Source organism: Pseudogemmobacter sp. TB195 (assembly GCF_058313095.1).
Genome location: NZ_JBZEGG010000001.1, coordinates 96788 through 121380, shown reverse-complemented (window position 1 = coordinate 121380; position 24593 = coordinate 96788). Strand labels below are relative to the sequence as shown.

Genomic DNA, 24593 nt, shown 5'->3' with positions numbered 1-24593 from the left:
GCCCACCAGCCTTCAGAGGCGGCCCAAGGACCATCAGTGGCGTGGATATCGGCAGTAGGAAGGGTCCGCCGACGGCACGTGAAGGTTTGAATGATATTGGCTCATGGTTCAAGGCGCGTCGTTGCGCAAGCCGCTTTGCACGATCATTTTCTGACCAGGCAATGCCCTAAGGCCCTGCACCGGCACTGCTGGAGAGCTCATCCAGTGAGGGATTCTTTCGAGAATCCATGCGGGTAGACGGAGTGCATGCGGGACGCCAGGGACACCCACCGGTGGCTTCGAATGCTGCTTTCCAGTTCTGCCCGTCGATCAGAGTTCTGCTGAAGATGCCGCTCCGGCAGCCAGTTGGCATGGTTGCGAGCCTGCCTTGGCATACTCGACGCTGTGCACCTGATCCGCGACATTGTAGCTGTTCAGGCAGGTCACGACCATGCTGGGCTGGGCGGTTGATGAGGGCGAACCGATGCGCTCCGGGGTGAAAGCTATATCGACGGCAGCTTTCTGCAGGCCTTCGGAGGCCGCGCCGAGCTTTCGGCCTTCGCAAGCGGTAACTGATCCAAGCTGTGACTGATCGCTGTGTGCCACCAGTGCCGGCCGCATTTTTTTCTCAGGTCAGCGAGACCTGGTAGACCAGCCCGTCGGTGCGGCACAGGCTCCGGCGGCGTTCCACAACGCGGCCCATAATGTCAAAAGCCATCCGGTCGATACAAAGGATCGGGGCGCCGGGTTTCAGGTTCAGCGCCTTTGCCGTTTCGCGATCGGCCTCGGCGGCGGTGATCGATTCATCGGCGCGCAGGATGATGCAGCCGTAATTCTGCTGATATAGCACATAAAGCGTGTTCGGCAGCGGCGCCCGCAGATCAAGCCCCGCAAAGCGGTTCGCCGAAACCACCGCGGTTTCCAGCATGCTCGGAACACCTTTCAGGCTGCGCAGCCGCCGGATCTCGTAGACCCGGGCCGGTGCCTCGTCGAGCACCTTCCGCTCCTCTTCGGTCGAGGCGCGGCTGGTCACCACCTCGCTCATCAGCTCGGGGCGAATCATCGTCCCGTCAGGCTCACGCAGGCGGAAAAAGTTGAAGAGCGCATTATCCGGTGTGCGGGCGGTGACAAAAGTGCCGCGGCCCTGTTCACGTTTCACAATACCCAGCTGTTCCAGCACCATCAGGGATTTGCGCGCTGTGCCCTGCGACACGCCGGTATCCGCCGCGATCTGCATTTCACTGGGCAACATCGAGCCCGGAAGCAGCTCGCCCGAGGAAATCTGGGCGACGATCCGGTCGATCACGGTCTGGTAAAGCGGTGCGGCCATTTCGGGTTCCTGGTGTTTTCCCGACGCTATCACGCGGGCCGATCTGTGCACAAGAATTATAGAATAACTCTTGTATAAGAGTAATTGTACATGATACGAGTTGAGCATCGGATAGAACAGCAATCCCGGGGAGGAGCCCATGAGTATCCCGCAACTTCTGGTCCATGATCACGAGGACAATGTCGGCGTGGTTGTCGTCGAGAACCTGAAAGCCGGCACCGAGATGATCTGCGTCGTCACGCATGACAATTCGGACTTCCGCCTTGTCGCCAATGCCGACATCCCGATCGGTCACAAGGTCGCGCTGAAGCCGCTCAAGGCGGGCGATACCGTCACCAAATATGGCGAAGACATTGGCCGCATGGTCGGAGATGCCGGCATCGGCGACCACGTCCATACCCATAACTGCAAAACGAAACGGTGGTGATCAGATGGCACTCGATTTCAGCAATGCGACGGTGAAAGCTTGGCGGCGTGAGAATGGCCGCGTCGGTGTCCGCAACCATGTTCTGATCCTGCCGGTGGATGATATCTCGAACGCCGCCTGTGAAGCGGTGTCAAACAACGTCAAAGGCACGATGGCGCTGCCGCATGCTTACGGGCGTCTCCAGTTCGGTGAAGACCTCGAGCTGCATTTCCGCACCATCATCGGCACCGGCGCCAACCCTAATGTCGCCGCTGTGGTGGTGATCGGGATCGAGCCGGAATGGACCAAGGTCATCGTTGACGGCATCGCCAAAACAGGCAAGCCCGTCACCGGCTTCTCCATCGAGCAGAAGGGCGATTTCGAGACCATCCGCGCCGCAAGCTGGAAGGCCAAGGAATATGTCCATTGGGCGTCCGAGCTGCAGAAAGAAGACTGCCCGATCTCGGATCTCTGGATCTCGACCAAATGCGGCGAGAGCGACACGACCACGGGCCTCTCCTCCTGCCCGACCGTCGGCAATATGTATGACAAGCTGCTTCCGCAGGGCATTTATGGCTGCTTTGGCGAGACCTCGGAAATCACCGGGGCCGAGCATATCTGCGAGAAACGCGCCGCAACCCCCGAAGCTGCCGCGAAATTCAAAGCGATCTGGCAGGCCTATACGGATGATGTGATCTTTGCGCATCAGACCGATGACCTCTCGGACAGCCAGCCGACCAAGGGGAACATCCTCGGCGGTCTGACCACCATTGAGGAAAAGGCGCTCGGCAACCTGGAAAAGATCGGCCGCACCTCGACCTATATCGATGCGATGGGCCCGGCTGAGGCACCGTCAAAGGGGCCGGGGCTTTATTTCATGGACAGCTCTTCGGCCGCGGCGGAATGTGTCACGCTGATGGCGGCGGGCGGCTATGTTATCCACACCTTCCCGACCGGGCAGGGCAATGTGGTCGGCAATCCGATCGTTCCGGTGATCAAGATCTCGGGCAATCCGCGCACGCTTCGCACCATGTCGGAACATATTGACGTCGATGTGACTGGTGTGCTGACCCGCGAGAAGACCATAGATCAGGCCGGCGACTCGCTGATCGAGATGATCATCCGCACCGCGAATGGTCGTCTGACCTGCGCCGAAGCGCTCGGTCATCGCGAATTCTCGATGACGAAGCTTTACCGCAGCGCCTGATCTGTGATCCTAGATCTGCTATAGGACCCCGGCCCCGCGATCGTCGCGGGGCCGGTGAAATACGGTCTGAGCCCGGAGCGGAAAGCTATGGCACAAATCGACGAAACGCGGGCCTCTGATACCCGCCCCGCCGGCCTGCGTGGTACGGCGCTATGGCAGTCTGCCAATACTCTGTTTCCCGGCATTGCGGTTGCGATCCTTGTCGCGGTGACCGCGCAGTTCCTGTCCGAGCATTACGGCGCGCCGGCGATGCTGATGGCGCTTTTGATGGGGCTCGCGCTGAATTTCCTTGCCGATCAGGGCACGCGGACCGAGGCCGGGATCGGCTTTTCCGCCCGCACTGTGCTGCGCCTTGGCGTAGCGCTGCTGGGCGCGCGGATCTCGGTCGAGATGCTGACAAAGCTTGGTACCGGGATGATCCTGCTGGTGATCGCGGGTGTGGCGGTCACGATCCTGTTCGCGATGCTGGCCGCAAAGGTTTTCGGGCGCGGCTGGCGCATGGCGCTGCTTTCTGGCGGGGCGGTGGCGATCTGTGGGGCCTCCGCTGCCATGGCGATTGCCGCCGTGTTGCCGCGCACCGATAAATCCGAGCGCAACCTTGCCTTCACCGTGATGGCCGTCACCATCCTGTCGACCGTCGCGATGATCGCCTATCCGCCGCTTTCCGGCTGGTTCGACTTTACGCCCCTGGAATCCGGCGTTTTTCTTGGCGGGACGATCCATGACGTCGCCCAGGTCGTCGGCGCCGGTTTCTCGATCAGCCCGGAGGTGGGCGAGACGGCGACGGTCGTCAAGCTGATCCGCGTTGCCATGCTGGCGCCGGTGGTGCTGGTGTTTTCTCTGGTGATCCGCGCCGGGCATCTGGGTGAAGACAGTACCGGCGGCATCCGCCCGCCTTTGCTGCCGTCCTTCGTGATCTGGTTTCTGGTACTGGCCGCGCTGAATTCCTTTGGCGTGATCCCTGCCTCTGTCGCCTGGTTCGCCGAACAGGCCAGCCGCTGGGCCCTCTTGACCGCCATCGCCGCCGTGGGGATCAAGACCTCGCTGGTGAAGATGATGGAAGTGGGTGGCTCTGCCATCTGGCTCGTCGTGGTCGAGACCATCTTCCTTGCCTGTTTCATCCTTGCGGGCCTGCATCTGATCAGCTGAACGACTTTTCGCTTTTCGCCAGACCCTTGCCCCGCCCGTTGTGGCGGGGCTTTTTATGCGGCGACCTCGTTTAATGTAAGTTTTGCTTACTAAATTATTTAAAATTAGTTCCTTAGTGTTAGAAAAAACATGCGCTACACCGTGTTCAAGGGAAGAGCCAACAGGTGCGCTGTGAGCGGGAACGAAAAGGTGATGGACGTGTCGGTCTGGCGCGGGTCCGGAGACGAGGGCGCTTACGAGAGCTTTCAGGTCCCGGCACAGGACAATCAGACCGTGCTGGATGTGGTGAGCTATATCCAGCAAGAGCTCGACCCGTCGCTGACCTATCGCTATGCCTGCCGCGTCGGCATGTGCGGCTCCTGCGCGATGATGGTGAATGGCCAGCCGCGCTGGACCTGCCGGACCCATGTGAAAAAGGTGCTGAACGGCGACAGGCTGACCGTCGGGCCGCTGCGCAATCTGCCGGTGATCCGAGACCTCGCCGCCGATATGGACCCGTTTTTCGAGAAATGGATCAAGGCGGGTGGCGTCCATAAACCGGGCCTCAGCCGCGACGACGCGATCCAGCAGGTCAGACCGGAAGATCCGGGCAGGGTCGAGGCCAATAAGGCGATTGAATGCATCAATTGCGCGGTCTGCTACGCGGCCTGCGACACCGTTGCCGGCAATCCCGATTACCTGGGTCCGGCGGCGTTACAACGGGCCTGGACGCTTTACAACGATGTCAAAGTCACCGACCGCGCAGCGGTTCTCGCCAGCGTGACCGGGCCCGGGGGCTGCACCAATTGCCACAGCCAGGGCAGCTGCACCCGGTTTTGCCCCAATGAGCTGGACCCGCTCAGCTCCATCGCCGGGCTGAAACGCGCGGCGGCGCGGTCGTTTTTCGGGGGGAAAGGCTGATGCTGGGGATCCGGCTTTATATGGCGCAGCGCCTGAGTGCGATGGTGATGGGACCGCTGGTGATCGGCCATCTGGCGGTGATGATTTACGCGATCCAGGGCGGGTTGTCTTCGGCCGAGATCCTTGGCCGCACCAAAGGCTCGATCCCCTGGTTCCTCTTCTACGGCGCTTTTGTGCTGGCGGTCTCGGTTCATGCGGCCATCGGGCTGCGGGTGATCCTGCATGAGGTCACAGGCCTGAGGGGCCGCCTGCTGGAAGTCTTCACCTTGGGCGTCATGGCCCTGTTGACCGTGATGGGAGCACGCGCCGTTCTGGCCGTGACACTGCTGTGATCGGGCCTCACCGGCGCCACCCGCTCTGGCTTGCCTATATGCTGCACCGTGCCTCTGGCTTCGCTCTGGCTCTGTTTCTGCCCGCGCATTTCTGGGTACTGTCGCTGGCACTGACCGATCCCGATCAGCTCGATCAGTTCCTCAGCTTTGCCGATAACCCGTTGGTGAAAGTCGCGGAATTCGGCCTCGTCTTCCTGCTGGCGGTGCATTTCTTCGGGGGGCTGCGGCTCCTGGCGCTGGAGTTCCTGCCCTGGTCGCAGCGGCAGAAAAGCCTGGCCGCCGGTGCGATTGCGGGGGCGTTTCTGATCTCCGGCACATTTCTTCTCAGGGCGATATAACCCATGACCAGGTTTGAGATTGAGCGCGACGAGACGGATATCCTGATCCTTGGGTCGGGCGGGGCCGGATTGTTTGCGGCGCTGCATGCGGCGCAGAGCGCGGCCCCGGGCACGCGGATCACCCTGGCGGTGAAGGGGCTGATCGGCAAATGCGGCTGCACGCGGATGGTGCAGGGCGGCTATAACGTGGCACTTGGCGGGGGCGACACGGTCGAGCGCCACTTCATGGACACGATCAATGGCGGTAAATGGCTGCCGAACCAGGATATGGCCTGGCGGCTCTGCGAACAGGCGGTGGTCCGCATCCGCGAACTGGAAAACGAGGTTGGCTGTTTCTTTGACCGCAACCCGGACGGCTCGCTGCACCAAAAGGCTTTCGCGGGCCAGACCGCCGACCGCACTGTTCATAAGGGCGATCTGACCGGGATCGAGATCATCTCGCGGCTGATGGAGCAGGTGCTGGCGCGGCCCGTGCAAAAGCTGCAGGAGCACCGCGCGATTGGTCTGGTGCCGACGAAAGACGGGGCCTCGCTTGCCGGGGTGCTGTTCATCGATATGCGCACCGGGCGGTTCCGCTTTGTCCGCGCGAAAGCCGTGATGATGGGCACCGGCGGGGGCCCTACCATGTATAAATATCACACGCCCTCGGGCGACAAGACGATGGACGGGCTGGCGATGGCGTTGCGCGCGGGCCTGCCCTTGCGCGATATGGAGATGGTGCAGTTCCATCCGACCGGCCTTCTGGCGGGCGACTATACCCGCATGACCGGCACGGTGCTGGAAGAAGGCTTACGGGGTGCGGGCGGCCAGCTGCTGAACGCGCGCGGTGAGCGGTTCATGTTCGATTATGACCAGCGCGGCGAGCGGGCGACCCGCGATGTGGTCAGCCGCGGCATCTATGCCGAGATGCGGAAGAACAACGACCCGACCCAGACCGGCATGTTCATCTCAATGGCGCATCTGGGACCCGACAATGTCCGCAGGAAATTCGCCGGCATGGTGAAACGCTGCGCTGACAGCGGGTTTGACCTTGCGGCGGGCAAGGTCGAGGTGGTGCCGACCGCGCATTATTTCATGGGCGGCGTGGTGGTTGACCCGGATACCCGCACCGAGATGGAGGGGCTTTACGTCGCGGGCGAAGATGCCGGCGGCGCGCATGGCTCGAACCGGCTGGGCGGAAATGGGGTCGCGAATTCGACCGTCTTTGGCGGTATCGCCGGCGATGTGATGGCGGCTGACATCCGCAAGATGTCTTTGCGCGACCCGGATGAAGCGGTGCTTGCGGCGGAGGTTCTCCGCGCCTGCCATCCGTTCTCGAAGAAGGCCGATCGGATCCAGCCTTTGCGCCACAAGCTGCAGGAGGCGATGTGGGAAGATGTCGGCGTGATGCGCACCGGCGCCGGGATGCAGCGCGGCGTCAGACGCATCGCAGAACTCCGCAGTGAACTGATGGAGACCGGTGTTGACCCGGCAAACCTCGCCTTCAACCTGACCTGGCATGACTGGCTGAACATGGCCTCTCTGGTCGAGGTCTCGGAAGTCATCGCGCGGGCGGGGGGGCTGCGCGAAAACTCACGCGGGGCGCATTTTCGCGAGGATTTCCCCGAAAGTGGCGATCTTGAAAGCTCATACTTCACCCTTGCCCGCAAGCAGGGTGACGCACTGACCCTGACCCGCGAACAGGTGCAGTTCACCATCGTCCGCCCTGGCGAGACGGTGCTGCCCGCGCATGAACCCGAAACGCTTGTCGCGACCTGAATAAAGGAAGCCAACCCGTGATACCGATCAATGTGATCCAGTCCACCGCCGAGGCGCTGATGGCCAAGGCCGCGATTGAAATCCCCGAGGATTACCTCGGCGGGCTGAAGGCGGCGGCGGAAACCGAGGATGGGGATCTTTCCTCCTTCGTTCTCCAGGCGATGCTGGAGAATTACGAGGCCGCGAAACAGGACCGCCGCGCGATGTGCGGCGATACGGGCACGCCGCGCTGGTATGTGAAGATGGGCAATGACGCCCGGATCGAGGGCGGGCCGATCGCGCTGGAAGAGGCCTTGCGCCGGGCGACCTCGAACGCGACGTCTTCGGTGCCGCTGCGCCCCAATCGGGTACATCCTTTGTGGCGCACCGATCACAACAACAATATCGGCATCGGCGCGCCCGAGATCGAATATGGCTATGAGCCGGGCGGCGACTGGATCGACCTAATCACCGTCCACAAGGGCGGGCTGTTCGGGACGGATTACCGGATGCTCTTCCCGTCAGACGGCATCCAGGGGATCAAGCGCTTCTACCTTGATTGTCTGGTGGCTTTCGGCAAACGCGGCCTCGCCTGTCAGCCGGCGATCATCGGGATTGGCCTCGGTGGCTGCAAGGATACCTGCATGGTGCTTGGCAAACGCGCGGCCTGCCTGCGCACAGTGGGCGACCGCAATTCCGACCCGAAGATCGCGGCACTGGAGGAAGAGTTAAAAGAGCTTGGCAATTCCATCGGCATGGGGGCGATGGGTTTTGTCGGCAAGAATATGGTGATCGATACCCATATCGAGGTCGGCTATTGCCATACCGGCGGCATGCAGATGTCGGTCCATGCCTTTTGCCTGTCTTCGCGCCGCGCGGTGGCCCGGATCTTCCCGGACGGCCGGGTCGAACACCGCACCGACCCCGACTGGTTCACCCCCTATCAACGCCGCGAAACCGTCGGCTGGGATACCGTCCGGGAGGCCGCAGAATGAAACCGCGTGAGGTCATCCTTTCCACCACGCCGACGCCGGAAGACATCGCGGCTTTGCGCCTTGGTGATATCGTTTACCTCAATGGGCTGATGTATACCGCCCGCGAAGGCGTCTATATGCGCGCGCTCGAGGGACACGCGAATATCCCGATGGAGCTGCCCTCGCAGAGCGCGGCGAACTTCCACTGCTCGCCAGCTGCGACGATCCGCGAGGATGGTACGTTTGATCTGGGCGCTGTGACCGCCACGGCGAGCTTCCGCTTCGCGAAATGGCTGCCGGAATGGATGGCGAAGACCGGCGCGAAGCTGATCATCGGCAAGGGCGGCATGTCCTCGAAAGACTATAAGGACTACTTCGTCCCGAATGGCGCGGTCTATCTTTCGACCGTGGGTTACGGCACCGGCGCGCTGCTCGGGCGCGGCGTCGAGAATGTCGAGGCCGTCCACTGGAATGAGGAACTTGGCCTTGCCCAGGCGATGTGGGTGATCCGCTGCAACCGGATGGGGCCCTTCCTTGTGGCCTCCGACCTTGACGGCAATTGCCTCTTCGAGCGCGAGAATGCCAAAATCGCCGAGAACCTCGGGCGGGTCTATGAGGGCACCAGACCGGCTGTCCTGAAACGCTTTGGCGAGACCGATGACCGTGGCGACGAGCTGATCGGATGAACAGCCTCGTGGCAGAGGTGCCGGGCAGCTGCCGGCGGCTTTTCCCGGGGCTGGTTTCGGCGGTGACAGTGGCGCTGGCCGCGAAATTCATCTCGGAACATTACGGCGCGCCGGTGATGCTGATGGCGCTTTTGATCGGGATGGCCTTAACCTTCCTCGCCGAACCCGACATGAAAACCGCCGAAGGGATTGAATTCGCCTCGAAAAAACTATTGCGCTTTGGCGTGGCGCTTTTGGGTCTTGGGATCACAGTGCAGCAGATTGCGGCGGCCGGGATCGGCGTTGTCCTGCTGGTCTTTGCCGGAGTGGGGCTGACCATCCTTGCCGGCGTGGCGCTGGCGAGGTTCACCGGGCGTTCATTGCCCTTCGGTCTTTTGACCGGCGGTGCGGTGGCGATTTGCGGCGCCTCTGCCGCGCTGGCGATTTCCTCGGTCCTGCCGAAATCCGGCCCCGGACAGGAACGCGATACCATCTTCACGGTGATCGCGGTGACCGCGCTTTCGACGCTCGCGATGATTGTCTATCCGATGATCGGGGCGGCGCTTGGCCTGTCGGATCATGCGATGGGCGTTTTTCTTGGCGCCACGATCCATGATGTCGCCCAGGTGGTCGGCGCGGGCTATTCGGTCTCGGACGAGGCCGGCGCCACGGCGACCTTCGTAAAGCTGCTGCGGGTCGCGCTGCTGGTTCCGGTTGTGGTGCTTTTATCGCTGATGTTCAGCCAGGGGGGCGCTGCGGAGCAGGGCGGCCGATTGCCTGTCCCGTTCTTTGTCATTGGCTTCGCGGCGCTGGTGCTGATCGGCAGTACCGATGTCATTCCGGCCGAAATCAGCGCCCATTTGCTTGATCTGTCGCGCTGGTGCCTGATCACCGCCATTGCTGCGCTTGGCATGAAAACCTCGCTGAAAAAGCTGGGAGAGGTTGGCGGTGTGGCCATCGGCATCGTCTGCGGCCTGACCGTTTTGCTGGCCGTTTTCGCGCTGGCGGCGATCCGGATCTTTGAAATCTGACCTCTGAGGGGCAAGACCATGTTCGTTGATATGCGGACCTATACGCTGAAGAATGGCAATGTTTCCAAATTCCTCAAGCTTTATGAGGCTGAAGGCCTTGCCGTACAGACCCGCATCCTCGGCAATCTGGTCGGCTATTATTTCACCGATATCGGACCTTTGAACCAGATCGTCCATATGTGGGGCTATGCCAGCATGGATGACCGCTGGGAGCGGCGTAAGGCCCTCCAGGCTTCAGACGAATGGCAGAATTACGCCGTGCAGATGCGGCCGCTGGTCGATCATATCGAGACAAAAATCCTGATCCCGGCGCCGTTTTTCCGCCAGGACTGATGAGCCTTGATGGCAGAAGGCCACCTGGACCCTGCCATGTCACGCCAGCTGGTTTGTGCCGCGCATGAGGTCACGATGTACGAGCTCAACCCCGGGGTGGCTGACAGTCTTGTGGTGGCAGGAGGCCCTGCGCCGCCATGCGCTTTGCCGGGGCAGAGCTTCGTCTGCAAGCGGCGGCGCATGATCCCTGGCGACGGCATTTTCTGCGCCAGGTGTTTGTAAGTATTACTTACGGAAGACATTAAGATTTTTAGATTTTCTTGCGAAACCTTCTCCCCTAACCTTAAGACAGGAAGCTGGCTCGGTTGCGTCTTGTTTCCCGGGGCGGCGATGCGGCTTCGTGCCATTTCCGAATGACATCGTCCTGAACGGGCTGCAAAAAGACCCGTTTTCGCAAGCCTGCCGGAAAAGGCGTGGGATGAAATCCCGCACCTGACCGGCGGGTCCCTATCCACTGGGAACAGCGTTGGGAGGCGCGGTTCCGGCAGATTTAGAGGGAGGAGAGATGCAGCCACAAGATCCGCTGCTGACCGTGCGGGGAGTAACCCTGCAATATAAAACACCAAATCACCTGATTACCGCGACCTACCGGGTCAGTTTCGACGTGCATCAGGGGGATCGGTTTATCCTGCTGGGGCCATCGGGATGCGGGAAATCGACCCTGCAAAAGGCGGTGGGCGGCTATATCACGCCGACCGAGGGCGAGATGCGGCTCAAGGGGCGCAAGATCACCCAGCCGGGGCCGGACCGGATGATGGTGTTCCAGGAATTCGATCAGCTCTTGCCCTGGAAGACCGTGCGCCAGAATGTGGCCTTTGCCCTGACCGCGTCGAAAAAGCTCAATGCCCGCGAGGCGGATGAGAAGGCGATGGAATATGTGGTCAAGGTTGGCCTCGAGAAATTCGCCGACAGCCATCCGCATATGCTTTCGGGCGGCATGAAACAGCGGGTCGCCATTGCGCGCGGCATGGCGATGGAGCCGGACATCCTCCTGATGGACGAACCATTTGCGGCGCTGGATGCGCTGACCCGGCGGCGGATGCAGGACGAGCTGTTGCGGTTATGGGAAGAAACGAAATTCACCGTTCTGTTCGTCACCCATTCGATTGCCGAGGCGATCAAGATCGGCAACCGCATCCTGCTGATGTCGCCGCATCCTGGCCGGGTTAAGGCCGAGATGAACAGCACCACCGATCCGCGCAAGGCGGCAGAGCTGGAGCGGCAGATCCACGAGATGCTCTTCGCGCATGAACCCGATGAGGTGGAGCATGTCTGAACCAGTCACGAGGCTCAGGAATATGGCAGAACCAGGCCTTCCAGGCTCTTCCGGCGACCGACCGGAAATCTTTCATGACGATGTCACCGGCGGCGAGCTGACCGTCACTGAACAAAAGCTTTCATGGTTCGAGATGCTCTACCGTGAGGCCTGGCTGAGAAAGCTGGTGATCCTCGCGGTGCTGGCGGGGATCTGGGAGATCTATGGCCGGGTACTGAACAACGACCTCTTGTTCCCGACCTTTACCGCCACCATCGGGGCGTTTTTCAGCGGGCTGACGGATGGCACGCTGCCGGCGGCGGCCTGGGGGTCGGGTAAGGTGCTGCTGATGGGCTACGGCCTCGGCATCGTATTGGCTTCGGTGCTGACGGCGCTGGCAATCGCGTCGCGGATCGGCACCGATTTTCTCGAGACCATGACCTCGATGTTCAACCCGCTGCCGGCGATTGCGCTCTTGCCGCTGGCGCTGATCTGGTTCGGGCTCGGCAATGGCAGCCTGATCTTCGTGCTGGTCCATTCGGTCACCTGGGCGATTGCGCTGAACACCCATTCGGGCTTTCTGGGCGTGTCGAGAACGCTGAAAATGGTCGGGCGGAATTACGGGCTCAGGGGGCCGTCCTTTATCCTGAAAATCCTCATCCCGGCGGCTTTTCCATCGATCCTGACCGGGCTCAAGATCGGCTGGGCCTTTGCCTGGCGGACCCTGATCGCGGCGGAACTGGTGTTCGGGGTCAGCTCGGGTTCGGGCGGGCTTGGCTGGTTCATCTTTGAAAACAAGAATATGCTCGATATCCCCAAGGTCTTCGCCGGGCTTTTGACCGTGATCATCATCGGTCTGATCGTTGAGAACCTGATCTTCCGCACCATTGAACGCCTGACCATCCAGCGGTGGGGCGTGCAGCACTGAAACGAAAACTGTCAGAACGGGAAAGGGCCGCCCGGAGGAGGGGCGCGCCCGCACCCGCATGAGGGAGGAAGAAACATGAAACTGAGACTGTCACTCGCGCTGGCATTCGGGCTGGCCACCGTTGCACCCGCTTTGGCCGAGGTCGATACGCTGCGCATGGCGCGGCAATTCGGCATTGGCTATCTGCCGCTGACCCTGATCGAGGAACAGGGCCTGCTGGAGAAACACGCGAAAGAGGCCGGGCTGGATTTTAAGACCGAATGGCTGCGCTTTACCGGCGGATCGGGGATGAATGAGGCGCTCTTGTCGGGCAATCTCGACATTGCAGCTGGTGGCGTTGGCCCGGCCCTGACGATCTGGGCACGCACCCAGGCCAATATGAAGGTGAAAGGAATCGCGGCGCTGGATTCGATGCCGCTTTACCTCGTGACCACCGCGCCGGAGGTGAAGGAGCTCAAGGATTTCACCAGCGCACATAAGATCGCGTTGCCGGCGGTGAAGACCTCGATCCAGGCAATCACGCTGCAGATGGGGGCCGAGAAATATCTCGGGGAAGGCCAGCATGCGGCGCTTGATGCTTTCACCGTCTCGATGGGGCATCCGGACGCGCTGCTCGCGCTGATGGGCGGGCAATCCGAGATCGTCGCCCATTTCGGCGCCCCCCCCCTTCCAGGACCAGGAGCTGAAAGACCCCCGCGCCCATAAGGTGCTCGACAGCTATGACGTGGTCGGAGGTCCGCATACGTTCAACCTGATCTGGGGGAAAAGTGACTTCGTTGAAGGCAATCCCAGGACCGTCGCCGTGCTGATGGCGGCGATGCAGGAGGCGATGACCTTCATCAACGAAAACCCGGAAGAGGCGGCGAAGATCTGGATGGCGGCCGAGGCCACCAATCTCAGCGAGGAAGAGGTAATCGCGCTGATCACCGATCCGCGGGTGAACTGGTCGGTGACCCCCGAAGGGATCGGACCCTATCTCGAATATATGACCCGTGCCGGGCTGATCACCACCGATGTCACCGACTGGAAAGAGATTTTCTTTCCGACCGCTTTCCCGGGTTAAGCGGGGTTTCATCTGAGTTTTGCCCCCGTCCGGCGGCGGGGGCATATTTATGCGCGATATCAAAGGATCGAAACGATGCGACAGATCAGGCAGAGTGCCGGGCGCGCGCCGCTGCGGCCAGCGAAAGACGGGGTGATCTGACGTGACTGCGGAGGTGCTGATTTATCTCTTTGCCGGGGCGCTTGCTGGCGGTTTCATCAATGGGCTCGCGGGGTTTGGCACGGCCTTGCTGGCGCTTGGCTTCTGGCTTCAGGTGCTGCCGCCGGGGCAGGCGGTGTCGATGTCGGTGGTGATGTCGGTGATCAGCGGCCTGCAAGGCGTCTGGATCGTCCGGCGCGAGATCAGCGCCAACCGGGTGCGTCTGTTGCGGTTCCTCTTTCCGGCGCTGCCGGGGATCCCACTGGGCGCGATGGTGCTTGCGATGATCAGCGCACCGGTGCTGAAGCTGACCATCGCCGCGATGATGATCCTTTACGGCGCGTTTTTCAGCTTTCGCCGCGCACTTCCGGCGATCCGGCGCCCGACGCCGCTGGTCGACAGCAGCGTGGGCTTTCTTGGCGGGCTGCTGGGAGGTGCGGCGGGGCTGTCGGGCGCGCTTCCGACCATGTGGTGCGCGATGCGGCCCTGGAGCAAGGCCGAGACGCGGGCGGTGTTGCAGCCCTATAACGTGGTGGTGCTGGCGCTCGCGATGCTGACCTTCGCGCTGCAGGGCCAGTATACGCGCGAGACGCTCTGGCTTACGGCCCTGGCATTGCCCGCGACGCTGATCGGGGCGCAGATCGGGATCAACGTCTATCGCCGGCTCAGCGATGCGCGCTTTCGCCGGCTCCTGATCGTGTTGCTCTTTGCGTCGGGGCTGCTGATCGTGCTGAAGGAATTACCCGCGCTCCTGTGATCAGAGCGCGGTGATTTCGCCGATCAGCGCCGGGGAAAGCGCCAGCCCGTCACGCTCAGCCGCACGCCGTGCCCCAAGCCGGCGCGCACCTGGCAGCCGTGCTCCCGGCTGGTCGGTGATCATCCCGGCCAGCGTCGCAAACCGCGCCATGGCACCCGGGCCAAAAGCCCCCGGATCCAGCGCGAGCAACAGCTGCCCGGTGCCCGGAGGCGGCCCCTTGTCATCCAGGAAGGAGCTCGCATCGGCGGCATAGTTGGCACCGATCATGCCCGCTGCCAGCAGTTCGACCATCAGCGCCAGGGCGACGCCTTTGGCATCTCCGAGCGGCGCCATCGTGCCCGACAGTGCGCGTCTGGCATCGGTGGTGGGCTGGCCGTCCGCGTCAAAAGCCCAGCCCGGCGGGATCGCCTCGCCCTTTTTCGCCGCCGCAACGATATTGCCGCGTGCCACGGTGGACAGCGCCATATCGACCACGATGGGGGCATCGTCTTGCAGGGGGCAGGCAAAAGCGATCGGATTGGTGCCGAGGACCGCGCGATTGCCGCCCCATGGCGCCATCGCTGCCGGCGTATTGGCAAAAAGCAGCGCGACCAGCCCGGCATCGGCCAGCCGCTCGACAAAGGCCCCGGCAGATCCGCAATGATGCGAGCGGGTCACGGCGGCACAGGCGATCCCCTGGGCATGAGTGACCGCGGGCAGCGCCTCGACCGCCATATCCAGCGCCGGGAAGGCAAAGCCGTGACCGGCATCGACCATCAGCGCGCCGGGGCGGGGGCGGGTCACCACCGGCACGGCCTCGCCCCTGACCTTACCCACCCGCAGCTGCGCCACATAGGCGGGCAGGCGCGAGAGGCCATGGCCTTTGAACCCATCCGCCTCGGCCTGGACAAGCGCGCGCGCCACGCTGGCCGCCGCCGCCGCACCGGCACCGTTGCGGGTCAGCGCCGTCTCGGCAAGACTGATCGCCGCCGCAAGGGAAAGCCGCTCCATCACGACACCTCTGCCAGCAGATGTTTGCGCACCGAGGCCACGGTGACCTCCGAGACGCGACGGTTCGATTCCTGGCTGAGGCCCGCGATATGCGGCGTCAGGATGACATTGGCGAGGTCCTGGAACCGGGCGCAATCCTCAGGCGGCGGCGGCTCGGTCTCGAACACATCCAGCGCGGCGCCGGAGAGATGGCCCGTCCGCAAGGCCTGGGACAGCGCCACCTCATCGACCACGCCGCCCCGCGCCGCATTGATCACGATGGCGCCGGGTTTCATCTGCGCCAGTGCGGCCTCATTGATCATATGGCGGGTGCCGGAGGTCAGCGGCACATGCAGCGACAGCACATCCGCGCCCGCCAGCACCGTGCCCAGATCGGCCGGCCGCACGCGCCCGGTTTTCAGATCCCAATGCGGCCCCTCCGGCGCCAGATGCGGATCATAGGCCATGACGTCCATCCCAAGCGCCAGCGCCCGTTTCGCGGTCTCGCGAGCGATGGAGCCGAAGCCGACCAGGCCCAGCGTCTTACCGTTGATCTCGCGCCCGTTCATCAGCGCGTTGCGTGCCCAGTCGCCGTCTGCCAGACGCGAGGGCATGGCGTGTATCCCCCGCAGCAGCACCATGGCGGAAGAAATCACATATTCCGCGACCGAGATGTCATTGGCGCCGGAAGCCGGGAACACCGCCACCCCGCGCGCCTTGCAGGCCTCGAGATCGATATTGTCCAGCCCGACCCCCAACCGGCCCACGACCCGCAGGCGCGGCGCCGCCGCCAGCAGTTCGGCATTCACCTGGGTCCGGTTTCTGACAATGATCGCCTCCGCCCCTGCCAGGGCGGCCAGAAGCTCGGCCCGCCGGTCGACCAGCCCCGGGTCATAGAGGATCCCGCTCCCGCTCAGCCCTGCACGCAGGATGTCCTCTTCCATGAATTCCGGAACGACGATCTGCATGGGCTTTCTCCCTCGGGGCCAATATGGGTGGCATATATCTTGTATATCTACTCATATATAAGACTTGCGAGTGAAAGCAAGCGGCATCCACCGCGAATGCGGGTTTTCCGTTCGGGCCGGGCGGGGAGTTCAGGCCGGTACGTCTGAGGCCAGGGCGGCGGCGATGGCTTCGGGAGAGAAACTCCCGCCCTCGCGGGCCAGCTCGATGGCGCGAAGGACTTCCTCCAGCACGCGCGACTTGGTGCTGTCCCTGCGATGCACAAGGCCAAGATGGCGCACCGGCCCGCCGGTCTCGGCCAGCCGGAGCCGTTTCAGCGGCAAATAATGGGGCACATGCACGCAAGGCTCGGGCACGATCGAGACGCCCAGCTCGGCAAGGACCATGGCGTAGATCGCCTCAAGCCCGCCCAGTTCCATGCTTTCCGAGACCTGGATATTGTTGTTCTGCAGCCAGCCTTCGATGATGGTGCCGACCACCGCATCGCGCGAAAAGCGGATGAAGGGATGGGCGCGCAGGATCTGTACCGGGTCAGAGGACAGGATCCTCTCGGATGCGATCAGCACCAGTTCTTCCGCCGCAACCGGGTGCCAGATCAGGTTTTTTGGCAGCAAAGCAGGGCGCGAGACCAGGGCGCCGTCCAGCGTATTGCGTTCGACCTCATGGATCAGATGGGTGGTGAGCCCGGGAAACAGCCCGACATGCAGATCGGGAAACCGCGCCTTCAGGATCGCGGTGGCGAAAGGCGTGAGCCCGGTCAGCGTGGTCGGCGCGGCCCCGAGGAGAAAGTCACCTTTCAGCCCGTCATCGCCGATCACCGAGGGCACGATATCATCATAGGCCCGGACCACGGCGCGCGCCTTCGCCAGCAGCGCCCGGCCCAGCGGGGTGAATTCCGGCGTCCTTGTGGCGCGGTTGAAGATCTGCACCCGCCATTCCTCCTCCAGCGCCCGCATCTGCTGGCTGACTGCGGCATGGGTGACGAAAACCGCCTCGGCGGCGGCGCTGAAGGTGCCGTGATCGGCCACAGCAATCAGCGTTTTCAGCATACGGATCGACACGGTGCTGCCCTTATCTGCAGGGGGAGGGGGCGATTTATGGCAGGTATTCTTTACTTTGATCTGTATCTGGGGCCGGTTTGTAAAGATGAATTTACATATCCCGCAGGGCCCGGTCTTCATTTCGGCCTGGCGCACTGGCCTCAGATAGACGGCTCTGCCGCGAATGTATGAAATTTGTAACGAAATTATGACGTTTGCAGTCGATCATCGGACGCGGTCCTGTTAGGGGGAGCTGCCTGGGACAGGCCCGAACCGGGGGGTGCGTATGTTTAGGAAAATCTGGACCGATTTCGGGGCGCTGATTCTGCGCCGGCCGTCGCATTACCAGGTGGCGGCGCTGTGCTGGCATGAGACGGATGCCGGCGGGATCGAGATTTTGCTGATTTCTTCGCTGACCACCGGTCGCTGGATCCTGCCAAAGGGCTGGCCGCAAATGGGCCGCGACGGCGCCGGGACCGCGCTTGAGGAAGCCTGGGAAGAGGCCGGGATCCGTATCGAAGACCCGCAGCCGCAGCTTGTTGGCCGCTACAGATACCAGAAGCGGCTCTCGGGTGACGTGCCGGCGCGCACGATGGTTGATGTCTGGGCGATCCGCGTTGACCGGCTGCTTGACAATTACCCCGAGGCTGGGCGGCGCAAACGCGAATGGTTCGCACCGGAAAAGGCCGCGAGCCTCGTGGATGAGCCGGAACTGGCCCGCCTGCTGCGCGCCGCGCCGCAGCTGATCACACCCGCCTGATCGCATCCGGGCGGACCCTCCGCTGCCGGTTCCCGATTTCCCATCACTTTCCACGCCGTGAGACCCTATGAGCGACAGAACCGACCCGCAGCTGCGCGATCAGCCCGAGCCCGGCTGGCAAGTGCTGGACCGCGACCTGAGCCGGATCTCCCGGCTGGAACTTGCGACCTCTTATGTGGCGCAGCCGCTGGTCGCGGTGGGTCTGGGGCTGGTGTTCGTGGCGCTGGCCGCGCTTTGGGCGGCACTGGTGTCGGGGGGCGGCTCGGGCGGGCTGGTGATCGTGGTGGCCGCGGCTTTTGCGGCCTATCTGGCGCTGAATATCGGCGCCAATGATGTGGCGAATAATATGGGCCCGGCGGTGGGGGCCAATGCGCTGACCATGGCCGGCGCGCTGGCCATTGCCGCGATCTGCGAGACCGCCGGCGCGCTGATCGCCGGCGGCGAAGTGGTTGATACCATCGCCAAGGGGATCATTGCGCCGTCGAGCCTTGGAGATGAAGCGTCTTTCGTGGTCGCAATGATGGCGGCGCTGCTGTCATCGGCGCTCTGGCTGAACCTCGCGACCTGGGTGGGGGCCCCGGTTTCGACCACCCATGCCATTGTCGGCGGCGTGGTCGGTGCGGGGGTGGCCGCCGCCGGTTTTGGTGCGGTGGACTGGGGCGGGATGTCCCGCATCGCTGCCAGCTGGATCATCTCGCCGGCATTGGGTGGGGCGCTGGCAGCAGCGGCGCTGTGGGTCGTGCATAAGCTCGTGATCGACCGCGAGGACAAGATCGCGGCGGCGCGGGTCTGGGTGCCGGTGCTGATCGCGGTGATGGCCGGGGCCTTTGCCACCTATCTTTCGCTCAAAGGGCTGAAACATCTGATCGGTCTCAGCTTTGGCCATGCGCTGCTGGTCGGGCTGATCGCCTGCGGGCTCAGCTGGGCGGCGGCAAAGCCCTATATCCTGCGCCATTCCCGGGGGCTGGAAAACCGCAACAAATCGCTGAAAGTGCTGTTCCAGGTGCCGCTGGTGCTTTCGGCCGCGCTGATGAGCTTTGCCCATGGCGCCAATGATGTCTCGAACGCCATCGGGCCGCTGGCGGCCATCGTCTCGCTGCTGCATGGCGGCGAGGCCACGGCGGCGGTGCCGCTTTGGGTCATGCTGATCGGGGCGCTTGGGATCTCGGTCGGGCTTTTGCTGTTCGGGCCCCGGCTGATCCGTATGGTGGGGGGGCAGATCACTCGGCTGAACGCGATGCGCGCCTATTGCGTGGCGCTTTCGGCGGCGGTGACGGTGATCGCGGCCAGCTGGTTCGGCCTGCCGGTCAGTTCGACCCATATCGCGATCGGCGGGATTTTCGGCGTCGGTTTCTTCCGCGAGGCGGTGGAGGCACGGCGGATGCGGCAGATGACCGGGGCGGTGGAGCTGCCCAAAATGGCCAGCGAAGAGCGCCGCCGCCGCAAGCTGGTACGCCGGTCGCATTTCATGACCATCATTCTGGCCTGGGTGATCACGGTGCCGGCAACGGCGCTGGCCTCGGGGCTGATGTATCTTGCGCTGAAAGCCCTCGGCGCCGTGTCCTGAGACGCGGCGCAGGCTTCAGCCGGTGATCTCTGCGCGGATTACGGCTTCCAGCCAGTCGGAAACGGCGGTGATCCGGCGCAGCCCGCGCGGGCGGCCGGGAAACAGCAGATGCATCGGCATGGCGGGCGGGCGAAAGGCGGGCATGATCTCGACCAGCTCGCCCGACGCAATATGGGCGGCGACATCATAGGCGGGGATCTGGATCAGCCCGAGCCCCGCCAGGGCCGCTGCGATATAGCCCTCGGCACTATTGGCCGAGACCCGCCAGGGCACAGCGCAGCTTTTGTCTTGCGTTCCGGCCTGCCAGTCCCACTCCGCCACCCGCCCGGTCGAGGGCGAGGCATAGGCGACCTGCCAGTGCCGGCTCAGGTCGCCCGGGTCCTGCGGCGTGCCATGTTGCGCAAGATAGGCGGGGCTTGCGACATTGATCTGGGCGATTTCGCCGAGGCGCCGCGCCCTGAGCCCGGAATCCGCCAGAGGCCCGACCCGCAGCGCCAGATCTACGCCTTCCCCGACCAGATCCACCGTCCGGTCGGTCATGCCCAGTTCGATCTGCAGACCCGGCCAGCGTGCCATAAGCCCGGGCAGCCGGGGCGCCACGATCAGCCGCCCGATCCGCGCCGGAAGATCAATCCGCACCCGCCCCTCAACCTGCCGTGCACCGCTGCGAAACAGGCTGTCGAGCTCTTCGCTTTCGGCCAGAAAGGCGAGGCATCTCTCATGGAATTCCTCGCCCTCTGCGGTGGGGGCGACGACGCGGGTGGTGCGGTTCAGCAGCCGTATCCCGACCCGTGCCTCCAGTTCCGCGATCGCGGTCGAGACGCTGGAGCGCGGCATCTGCAAAGTATCCGCAGCCCTGGTAAAGCTGCGGGTGGCCACCACACGGGTGAAGATCTGAAAGAGACTCAACTGGTCCATTGTTCGGATCCTGCGACATATGAAGCCAGAATTGGTGAGTTTATTTAATTCCGTCAAAACATAAATTGCGCCCGGTAACCAGTAGGAGGGCGACGATGTCACGGACCATTAAGGACAAGACCATCTTCATCGCGGGCGGGGCCAAGAACCTCGGCGGGCTGCTGGCGCGCGACTTCGCCGCTGCAGGAGCAAAGGCGATTGCGGTGCATTACAACAGCGCGGCCAGCGCGGCAGAGGCCGAAGCGACCGTCGCGGCGGTGCGTGCCGCAGGCGCGAAGGCGATTGCGATCCAGGCCGATCTGACCACGGCGGCGGCGGTGACCCGGTTTTTCTCCGAGGCCGAAGCCGCGCTTGGCCGCCCGGATATTGCGATCAATACGGTTGGCAAAGTGCTGAAAAAGCCGATCTCAGAGATCAGCGAGGCCGAATATGACGAGATGAGTGACGTCAATGCCAAAGCCGCCTTCTTCTTCCTGAAAGAAGCCGGGCGCGCGGTGCAGGACAATGGTGCGATCTGCACCTTGGTGACCTCGCTTCTGGGCGCCTATACGCCGTTTTATGCGAGCTATGCCGGCACCAAGGCGCCGGTCGAGCATTTCACCCGGGCCGCCTCGAAAGAGTTCGGCGCGCGCGGGATCTCGGTGACCGCAATTGGCCCGGGGCCGATGGATACGCCGTTCTTCTATGGTCAGGAAGCGCCTGACGCGCAGGCCTATCACAAATCGGCCGCAGCGCTTTCGGGGTTCTCGAAAACCGGCCTGACGGACATCGAAGATATCGCACCCTGGATCCGGTTTCTGGTCACCGAAGGCTGGTGGATGACCGGCCAGACGATCCTCGTGAATGGCGGTTACACCACGAAGTAACCACCACTCCTGGCCCGGTCGTCCCCAGCGGCCGGGCCGCCTTTTATCTGGTGGAGCCCTGTATGTTGCCCTTCGCAGCCAAAGCAGAGGAGGTGGTCGCCTTCTGGCAGGAGGCCGGCCGGCGCGGTGACTGGTTCGCACAGCGCCCGGCGTTTGACCGCATTTTTCACGACCGCTTTCTGGCGCTGCATGAACATGTGGCAGCGGGTGATCCTGACGGCTGGATCCGGATGCCCGAAGGGGCGCTGGCGCTGATGATCCTGCTTGACCAGTTTCCACGCAACGCCTTTCGCGGCACGGCACGGATGTATGCGACCGATGCCCAGGCCCGTGCTTTCGCGCGCGAGGCTGAGGCGCGCGGCTATGCCGCCAATGTCGATCCCGAATTGCGGCTCTTCTTCGCCCTGCCCTTTTCGCATTCCGAGGATCTGGCCGATCAGGAAATCGCCCTGCGGCTCAACCGCCGGCTTGGCCAGCCCTGGCTGTCTCATGCCGAGGGCCATCACGAAATCATCCGCCGTTTCGGACGCTTTCCGCACAGGAACCGGATCCTGAAACGTGAAACGCGTCCCGATGAGGCGCGTTTCCTGCAAGATGGCGGCTTTCGCGGCTGAGGCACGGCTGTTGCAGCCCGCGGTGAAACCATACCCCGTCCCCGGCGCCGGATCGGAACGAACCTCGCCATAAGCCAGGAAAGCACGCCGGAATTGACCTGGTCCGGGAAAGCGTAAAACTCTGGCCTGGGGCCACGACGAAGGGATGCCGAAGCAACCAATGGAAACCTCGGCACAGCACCCAGAATGTTGACCGGGATATCGAGCATGTTGAACACGAGGATGAAGCTCACGACGACTGCGCCAGCCCGGCTCTGATAAAACTCCGATATGGTTTTGCAGCTTACGGTCCACGATCAGCTGACAGCTTTCCCTGCATCAGACGCTGGCAACCAGGTCCAAAATCAGCGGAATCCCGATAAACAGCGTCAGGAACTGACGAGGCGCTGGCATTCAGCCGGCCTCAGCCAGCGCCAGAAAAGGCGCAAGCCCCTGCCACGACCGCAGCGGCAAAAGCGTCAATCTGCGCCTTGCCAGTGCGTTCCACAGCTATCATGCACCCGACAGTCCGCCCCGATCACTGCGCCGCTTGCCCTTTCAGGCATCCGGGCCGGGGTACTCGCGCGATCGCTGCTGATCGCCCATTGCCTCGTTACCTCTCGCCGAGGACGCGGCAATGGAAGATCGGTCGTTGAGTACCATCCCCCTCCTGTCCATCTCCGGCCAGCCGCCGACCCTGTCCTGAGGTGCAAATACCGCCAGGTGGCAGGGTGGGGAATGTTGAGCGGGTGGTTATACCGGGCCGGATCATGCCGGGAGAGCAATGTGCAGCGCTTGCGCCACCGACCACCAGAGCCAGCAGCGCGGCCACGGGCACTCTCGAGGTACATTTGCACCAACTGAGAGAGAATTGCTGAACCAGGGGCCTGCGGCGAAAAGGCCATGCCGGATCGGGTCGATTTTTAAACGACCTGTTTTATAGACATTAACGCTGCCGAAAGAGAGGATCGTCCCCGATCCCGGGAGGCTGTCCGATGAGCCGGCGCTTGCGCTTCAATGCCTTTGAGATGAATTGCGTGGCGCATCAGTCGCCCGGTCTCTGGACATTTCCGGGCGACCGGTCGCGGCAGTATAAGGATATCGGCTACTGGACCGATCTGGCGGTGATCCTCGAAAAGGGGCGTTTCGACGGCATTTTCATCGCGGATGTGATCGGGAGTTACGATGTCTATGGCGGCTCGAATGCGGGTGCGCTGCGCGAGGCTGCGCAGATCCCGGTCAATGACCCCTTGCAGCTTGCAGTGCCGATCTCGATGGTATCGGAGCATCTGGGGATCGGCATCACCGCCTCGACCAGTTACGAACATCCTTACCTTTTTGCCCGCCGCCTCTCGACCGCCGACCATCTGACAAAGGGTCGGATCGGCTGGAACATCGTGACCTCATACCTTGAAAGCGGGGCGCGCAACACAGGTGCGGCGCTCAAGGCGCATGATGACCGTTACGAGGTTGCGGCGGAATATCTCGAGGTGATCTACAAGCTTCTGGAAGGCAGCTGGGAGGAGGATGCAGTCCAGGCCGACCCCGCGCGTCGCCTTTATGCAGACCCTGCGAAAGTGCATCCGATCCGCCACCGGGGCCGGTATTTCGACGTGCCCGGGCCTCATCTGTGCGAACCTTCACCGCAGCGCAGCCCGGTGCTTTACCAGGCGGGCGCCAGCCGCGCCGGGATCGGGTTTGCCGCGCGAAATGCCGAATGCGTCTTCGTCTCGACCCCGACCCAAGCCGCACTCGCGCGCTATATCGCTGCCCTGACCGAGGCTGCCACCGCCGCCGGGCGCCGCCGCGAGGATTTCATCGTCTATACCCTTGCCACCGTCATCGTCGAAGAGAGTGATGCCAAAGCGCAGGCTCTCTATCGCCGCTATCTTGATCATGTCTCGGTCGAAGGCGCGCTGGTGTTGCTCTCAGGCTGGACCGGAACCGACCTGTCGCGCTACGCGCCCGACGATCTGCTGAGCAAGGTCACGACCTCTTCCGGCCTGTCGATGCTGGATCGGTTCTCGGATCAGCGCGACTGGAGCCTTGCCGATCTGGCGAAATGGGCGGGTATCGGCGGCGCGGGGCCGGTGATCGTCGGGGGCCCTGAAACCGTGGCCGATCAGCTGGAGGCCTGGCAGGAGGCGACAGGGGTGGATGGTTTCAACCTCGCCTATGTCACGGCGCATCAGACCTTTGAAAATGTCACCGGCTATCTTGTCCCAGAACTGCAAAAGCGCGGCATCTATCCGCGCGACTATGCGCCGGGAACGCTGCGCCAAAAGCTCTTCGGGCGTGGCGATCGTCTTCGCGTCCCGCATCCGGGTGCCGGGTTTCGCACCCTTGCCTCCGCCTTTCCCGACCCGCCGCTGGTTCCCCCCTTCCTCTGACC

The 24593-nt window shown here is 63.0% G+C and carries 27 protein-coding genes and 1 pseudogene; 22 read left to right on the top strand and 6 right to left on the bottom strand.

From position 1 onward, the window contains the following. Positions 1-251: 251 nt before the first annotated feature. A pseudogene (locus AC4FS3_RS00600) lies at positions 252-365 on the top strand (transposase); the annotation flags it as partial. On the opposite strand, the gene AC4FS3_RS00595 reads toward AC4FS3_RS00600, so the two are convergent. After that, entirely contained in the window at positions 310-600 is a 291-nt protein-coding gene (locus AC4FS3_RS00595; protein ID WP_491019308.1) for a hypothetical protein, read from the bottom strand. The pseudogene AC4FS3_RS00600 and the gene AC4FS3_RS00595 sit on opposite strands and share 56 nt — an antisense overlap. A 7-nt stretch (positions 601-607) precedes the next feature. Next, complete coding sequence (locus AC4FS3_RS00590) at positions 608-1309, bottom strand: GntR family transcriptional regulator (protein ID WP_491018911.1); 702 nt, start codon at positions 1307-1309, stop codon at positions 608-610. A 139-nt stretch (positions 1310-1448) separates the two neighbouring features. Between AC4FS3_RS00590 and AC4FS3_RS00585 the strand changes: the two genes are divergently transcribed. The 16 genes from AC4FS3_RS00585 to AC4FS3_RS00510 all read left to right on the top strand — a co-directional run bounded on the left by AC4FS3_RS00585 (position 1449) and on the right by AC4FS3_RS00510 (position 14522). Continuing rightward, complete coding sequence (locus tag AC4FS3_RS00585; protein ID WP_198837392.1) at positions 1449-1736, top strand: UxaA family hydrolase; 288 nt, start codon at positions 1449-1451, stop codon at positions 1734-1736. Positions 1737-1740: 4 nt separating this feature from the next. Further along, the gene (locus tag AC4FS3_RS00580; RefSeq protein WP_198837391.1) at positions 1741-2922 is read left to right on the top strand and encodes a UxaA family hydrolase; all 1182 of its coding nucleotides are present in this window, start codon (positions 1741-1743) and stop codon (positions 2920-2922) included. 96 nt (positions 2923-3018) lie between these two features. Continuing rightward, positions 3019-4071: a YeiH family protein gene (locus AC4FS3_RS00575; RefSeq protein ID WP_491019296.1), complete on the top strand. Its 1053-nt coding sequence runs from the start codon at positions 3019-3021 to the stop codon at positions 4069-4071. A gap of 192 nt (positions 4072-4263) precedes the next feature. Then, positions 4264-4971 (top strand): succinate dehydrogenase/fumarate reductase iron-sulfur subunit, encoded by a 708-nt coding sequence (locus AC4FS3_RS00570; RefSeq protein WP_283178746.1) that lies wholly within the window; start codon positions 4264-4266, stop codon positions 4969-4971. Next, positions 4971-5303 carry a succinate dehydrogenase gene (locus AC4FS3_RS00565; RefSeq protein WP_283176766.1) on the top strand — a complete coding sequence of 111 codons (333 nt, stop codon included), beginning with the start codon at positions 4971-4973 and terminating at the stop codon, positions 5301-5303. The genes AC4FS3_RS00570 and AC4FS3_RS00565 overlap by 1 nt, the downstream gene beginning before the upstream one ends. Beyond that, positions 5300-5641, top strand: coding sequence for a succinate dehydrogenase, cytochrome b556 subunit (gene sdhC / locus AC4FS3_RS00560; RefSeq protein WP_491018910.1), 342 nt, complete (start codon positions 5300-5302; stop codon positions 5639-5641). Before AC4FS3_RS00565 ends, sdhC begins: the two co-directional genes overlap by 4 nt. A 3-nt stretch (positions 5642-5644) precedes the next feature. Further along, positions 5645-7399, top strand: coding sequence for an L-aspartate oxidase (locus tag AC4FS3_RS00555; RefSeq protein WP_491018909.1), 1755 nt, complete (start codon positions 5645-5647; stop codon positions 7397-7399). A 17-nt stretch (positions 7400-7416) separates the two neighbouring features. After that, a complete protein-coding gene (locus AC4FS3_RS00550; RefSeq protein WP_491018908.1) occupies positions 7417-8373 on the top strand; it encodes a fumarate hydratase in 957 nt (318 codons plus the stop codon). Beyond that, a complete protein-coding gene (locus tag AC4FS3_RS00545) occupies positions 8370-9038 on the top strand; it encodes a fumarate hydratase C-terminal domain-containing protein (protein WP_491018907.1) in 669 nt (222 codons plus the stop codon). Before AC4FS3_RS00550 ends, AC4FS3_RS00545 begins: the two co-directional genes overlap by 4 nt. Next, positions 9035-10048 (top strand): YeiH family protein, encoded by a 1014-nt coding sequence (locus tag AC4FS3_RS00540; protein WP_491018906.1) that lies wholly within the window; start codon positions 9035-9037, stop codon positions 10046-10048. Before AC4FS3_RS00545 ends, AC4FS3_RS00540 begins: the two co-directional genes overlap by 4 nt. An 18-nt stretch (positions 10049-10066) precedes the next feature. Continuing rightward, on the top strand, positions 10067-10381 hold the full coding sequence (locus AC4FS3_RS00535) for an NIPSNAP family protein (protein WP_283176770.1): 315 nt from the start codon (positions 10067-10069) through the stop codon (positions 10379-10381). Positions 10382-10886: 505 nt separating this feature from the next. Next, the gene (locus AC4FS3_RS00530; RefSeq protein ID WP_491018905.1) at positions 10887-11657 is read left to right on the top strand and encodes an ABC transporter ATP-binding protein; all 771 of its coding nucleotides are present in this window, start codon (positions 10887-10889) and stop codon (positions 11655-11657) included. Then, on the top strand, positions 11650-12564 hold the full coding sequence (locus tag AC4FS3_RS00525; RefSeq protein ID WP_283176772.1) for an ABC transporter permease: 915 nt from the start codon (positions 11650-11652) through the stop codon (positions 12562-12564). Before AC4FS3_RS00530 ends, AC4FS3_RS00525 begins: the two co-directional genes overlap by 8 nt. A 75-nt stretch (positions 12565-12639) precedes the next feature. Continuing rightward, a complete protein-coding gene (locus tag AC4FS3_RS00520; RefSeq protein ID WP_491018904.1) occupies positions 12640-13269 on the top strand; it encodes an ABC transporter substrate-binding protein in 630 nt (209 codons plus the stop codon). A 1-nt stretch (position 13270) separates the two neighbouring features. Further along, positions 13271-13627, top strand: a complete 357-nt coding sequence (locus AC4FS3_RS00515) for a hypothetical protein (protein WP_491018903.1) — start codon at positions 13271-13273, stop codon at positions 13625-13627. Between the two features lie 142 nt (positions 13628-13769). Further along, positions 13770-14522, top strand: coding sequence for a sulfite exporter TauE/SafE family protein (locus AC4FS3_RS00510; RefSeq protein ID WP_491018902.1), 753 nt, complete (start codon positions 13770-13772; stop codon positions 14520-14522). Here AC4FS3_RS00510 and AC4FS3_RS00505 read toward each other — a convergent pair whose 3' ends face one another. From AC4FS3_RS00505 to AC4FS3_RS00495, 3 genes are all read right to left on the bottom strand, one after another. Further along, a complete protein-coding gene (locus tag AC4FS3_RS00505; protein WP_491018901.1) occupies positions 14523-15512 on the bottom strand; it encodes an Ldh family oxidoreductase in 990 nt (329 codons plus the stop codon). Further along, the gene (locus AC4FS3_RS00500; RefSeq protein WP_491018900.1) at positions 15512-16459 is read right to left on the bottom strand and encodes a hydroxyacid dehydrogenase; all 948 of its coding nucleotides are present in this window, start codon (positions 16457-16459) and stop codon (positions 15512-15514) included. The genes AC4FS3_RS00505 and AC4FS3_RS00500 overlap by 1 nt, the downstream gene beginning before the upstream one ends. Before the next feature lie 129 nt (positions 16460-16588). Continuing rightward, positions 16589-17518, bottom strand: a complete 930-nt coding sequence (locus AC4FS3_RS00495; protein ID WP_491018899.1) for a LysR family transcriptional regulator — start codon at positions 17516-17518, stop codon at positions 16589-16591. 265 nt (positions 17519-17783) lie between these two features. Here AC4FS3_RS00495 and AC4FS3_RS00490 point away from each other — a divergent pair, with 265 nt between their 5' ends. Together AC4FS3_RS00490 and AC4FS3_RS00485 are read left to right on the top strand one after the other, a co-directional pair. Then, on the top strand, positions 17784-18257 hold the full coding sequence (locus tag AC4FS3_RS00490; RefSeq protein WP_283176778.1) for an NUDIX hydrolase: 474 nt from the start codon (positions 17784-17786) through the stop codon (positions 18255-18257). Between the two features lie 67 nt (positions 18258-18324). Beyond that, positions 18325-19824: an inorganic phosphate transporter gene (locus AC4FS3_RS00485; RefSeq protein WP_491018898.1), complete on the top strand. Its 1500-nt coding sequence runs from the start codon at positions 18325-18327 to the stop codon at positions 19822-19824. A gap of 15 nt (positions 19825-19839) precedes the next feature. On the opposite strand, the gene AC4FS3_RS00480 is transcribed toward AC4FS3_RS00485, so the two are convergent. Next, complete coding sequence (locus AC4FS3_RS00480) at positions 19840-20742, bottom strand: LysR family transcriptional regulator (RefSeq protein WP_491018897.1); 903 nt, start codon at positions 20740-20742, stop codon at positions 19840-19842. Between the two features lie 95 nt (positions 20743-20837). Between AC4FS3_RS00480 and AC4FS3_RS00475 the strand changes: the two genes are divergently transcribed. The 3 genes from AC4FS3_RS00475 (at position 20838) to AC4FS3_RS00465 (ending at position 24591) form a co-directional block, all read left to right on the top strand. After that, complete coding sequence (locus tag AC4FS3_RS00475; protein ID WP_283176781.1) at positions 20838-21608, top strand: SDR family oxidoreductase; 771 nt, start codon at positions 20838-20840, stop codon at positions 21606-21608. Between the two features lie 62 nt (positions 21609-21670). Next, entirely contained in the window at positions 21671-22222 is a 552-nt protein-coding gene (locus tag AC4FS3_RS00470; protein WP_491018896.1) for a DUF924 family protein, read from the top strand. A gap of 974 nt (positions 22223-23196) precedes the next feature. Next, positions 23197-24591, top strand: coding sequence for an LLM class flavin-dependent oxidoreductase (locus tag AC4FS3_RS00465; protein WP_491018895.1), 1395 nt, complete (start codon positions 23197-23199; stop codon positions 24589-24591). Positions 24592-24593: the final 2 nt, after the last annotated feature.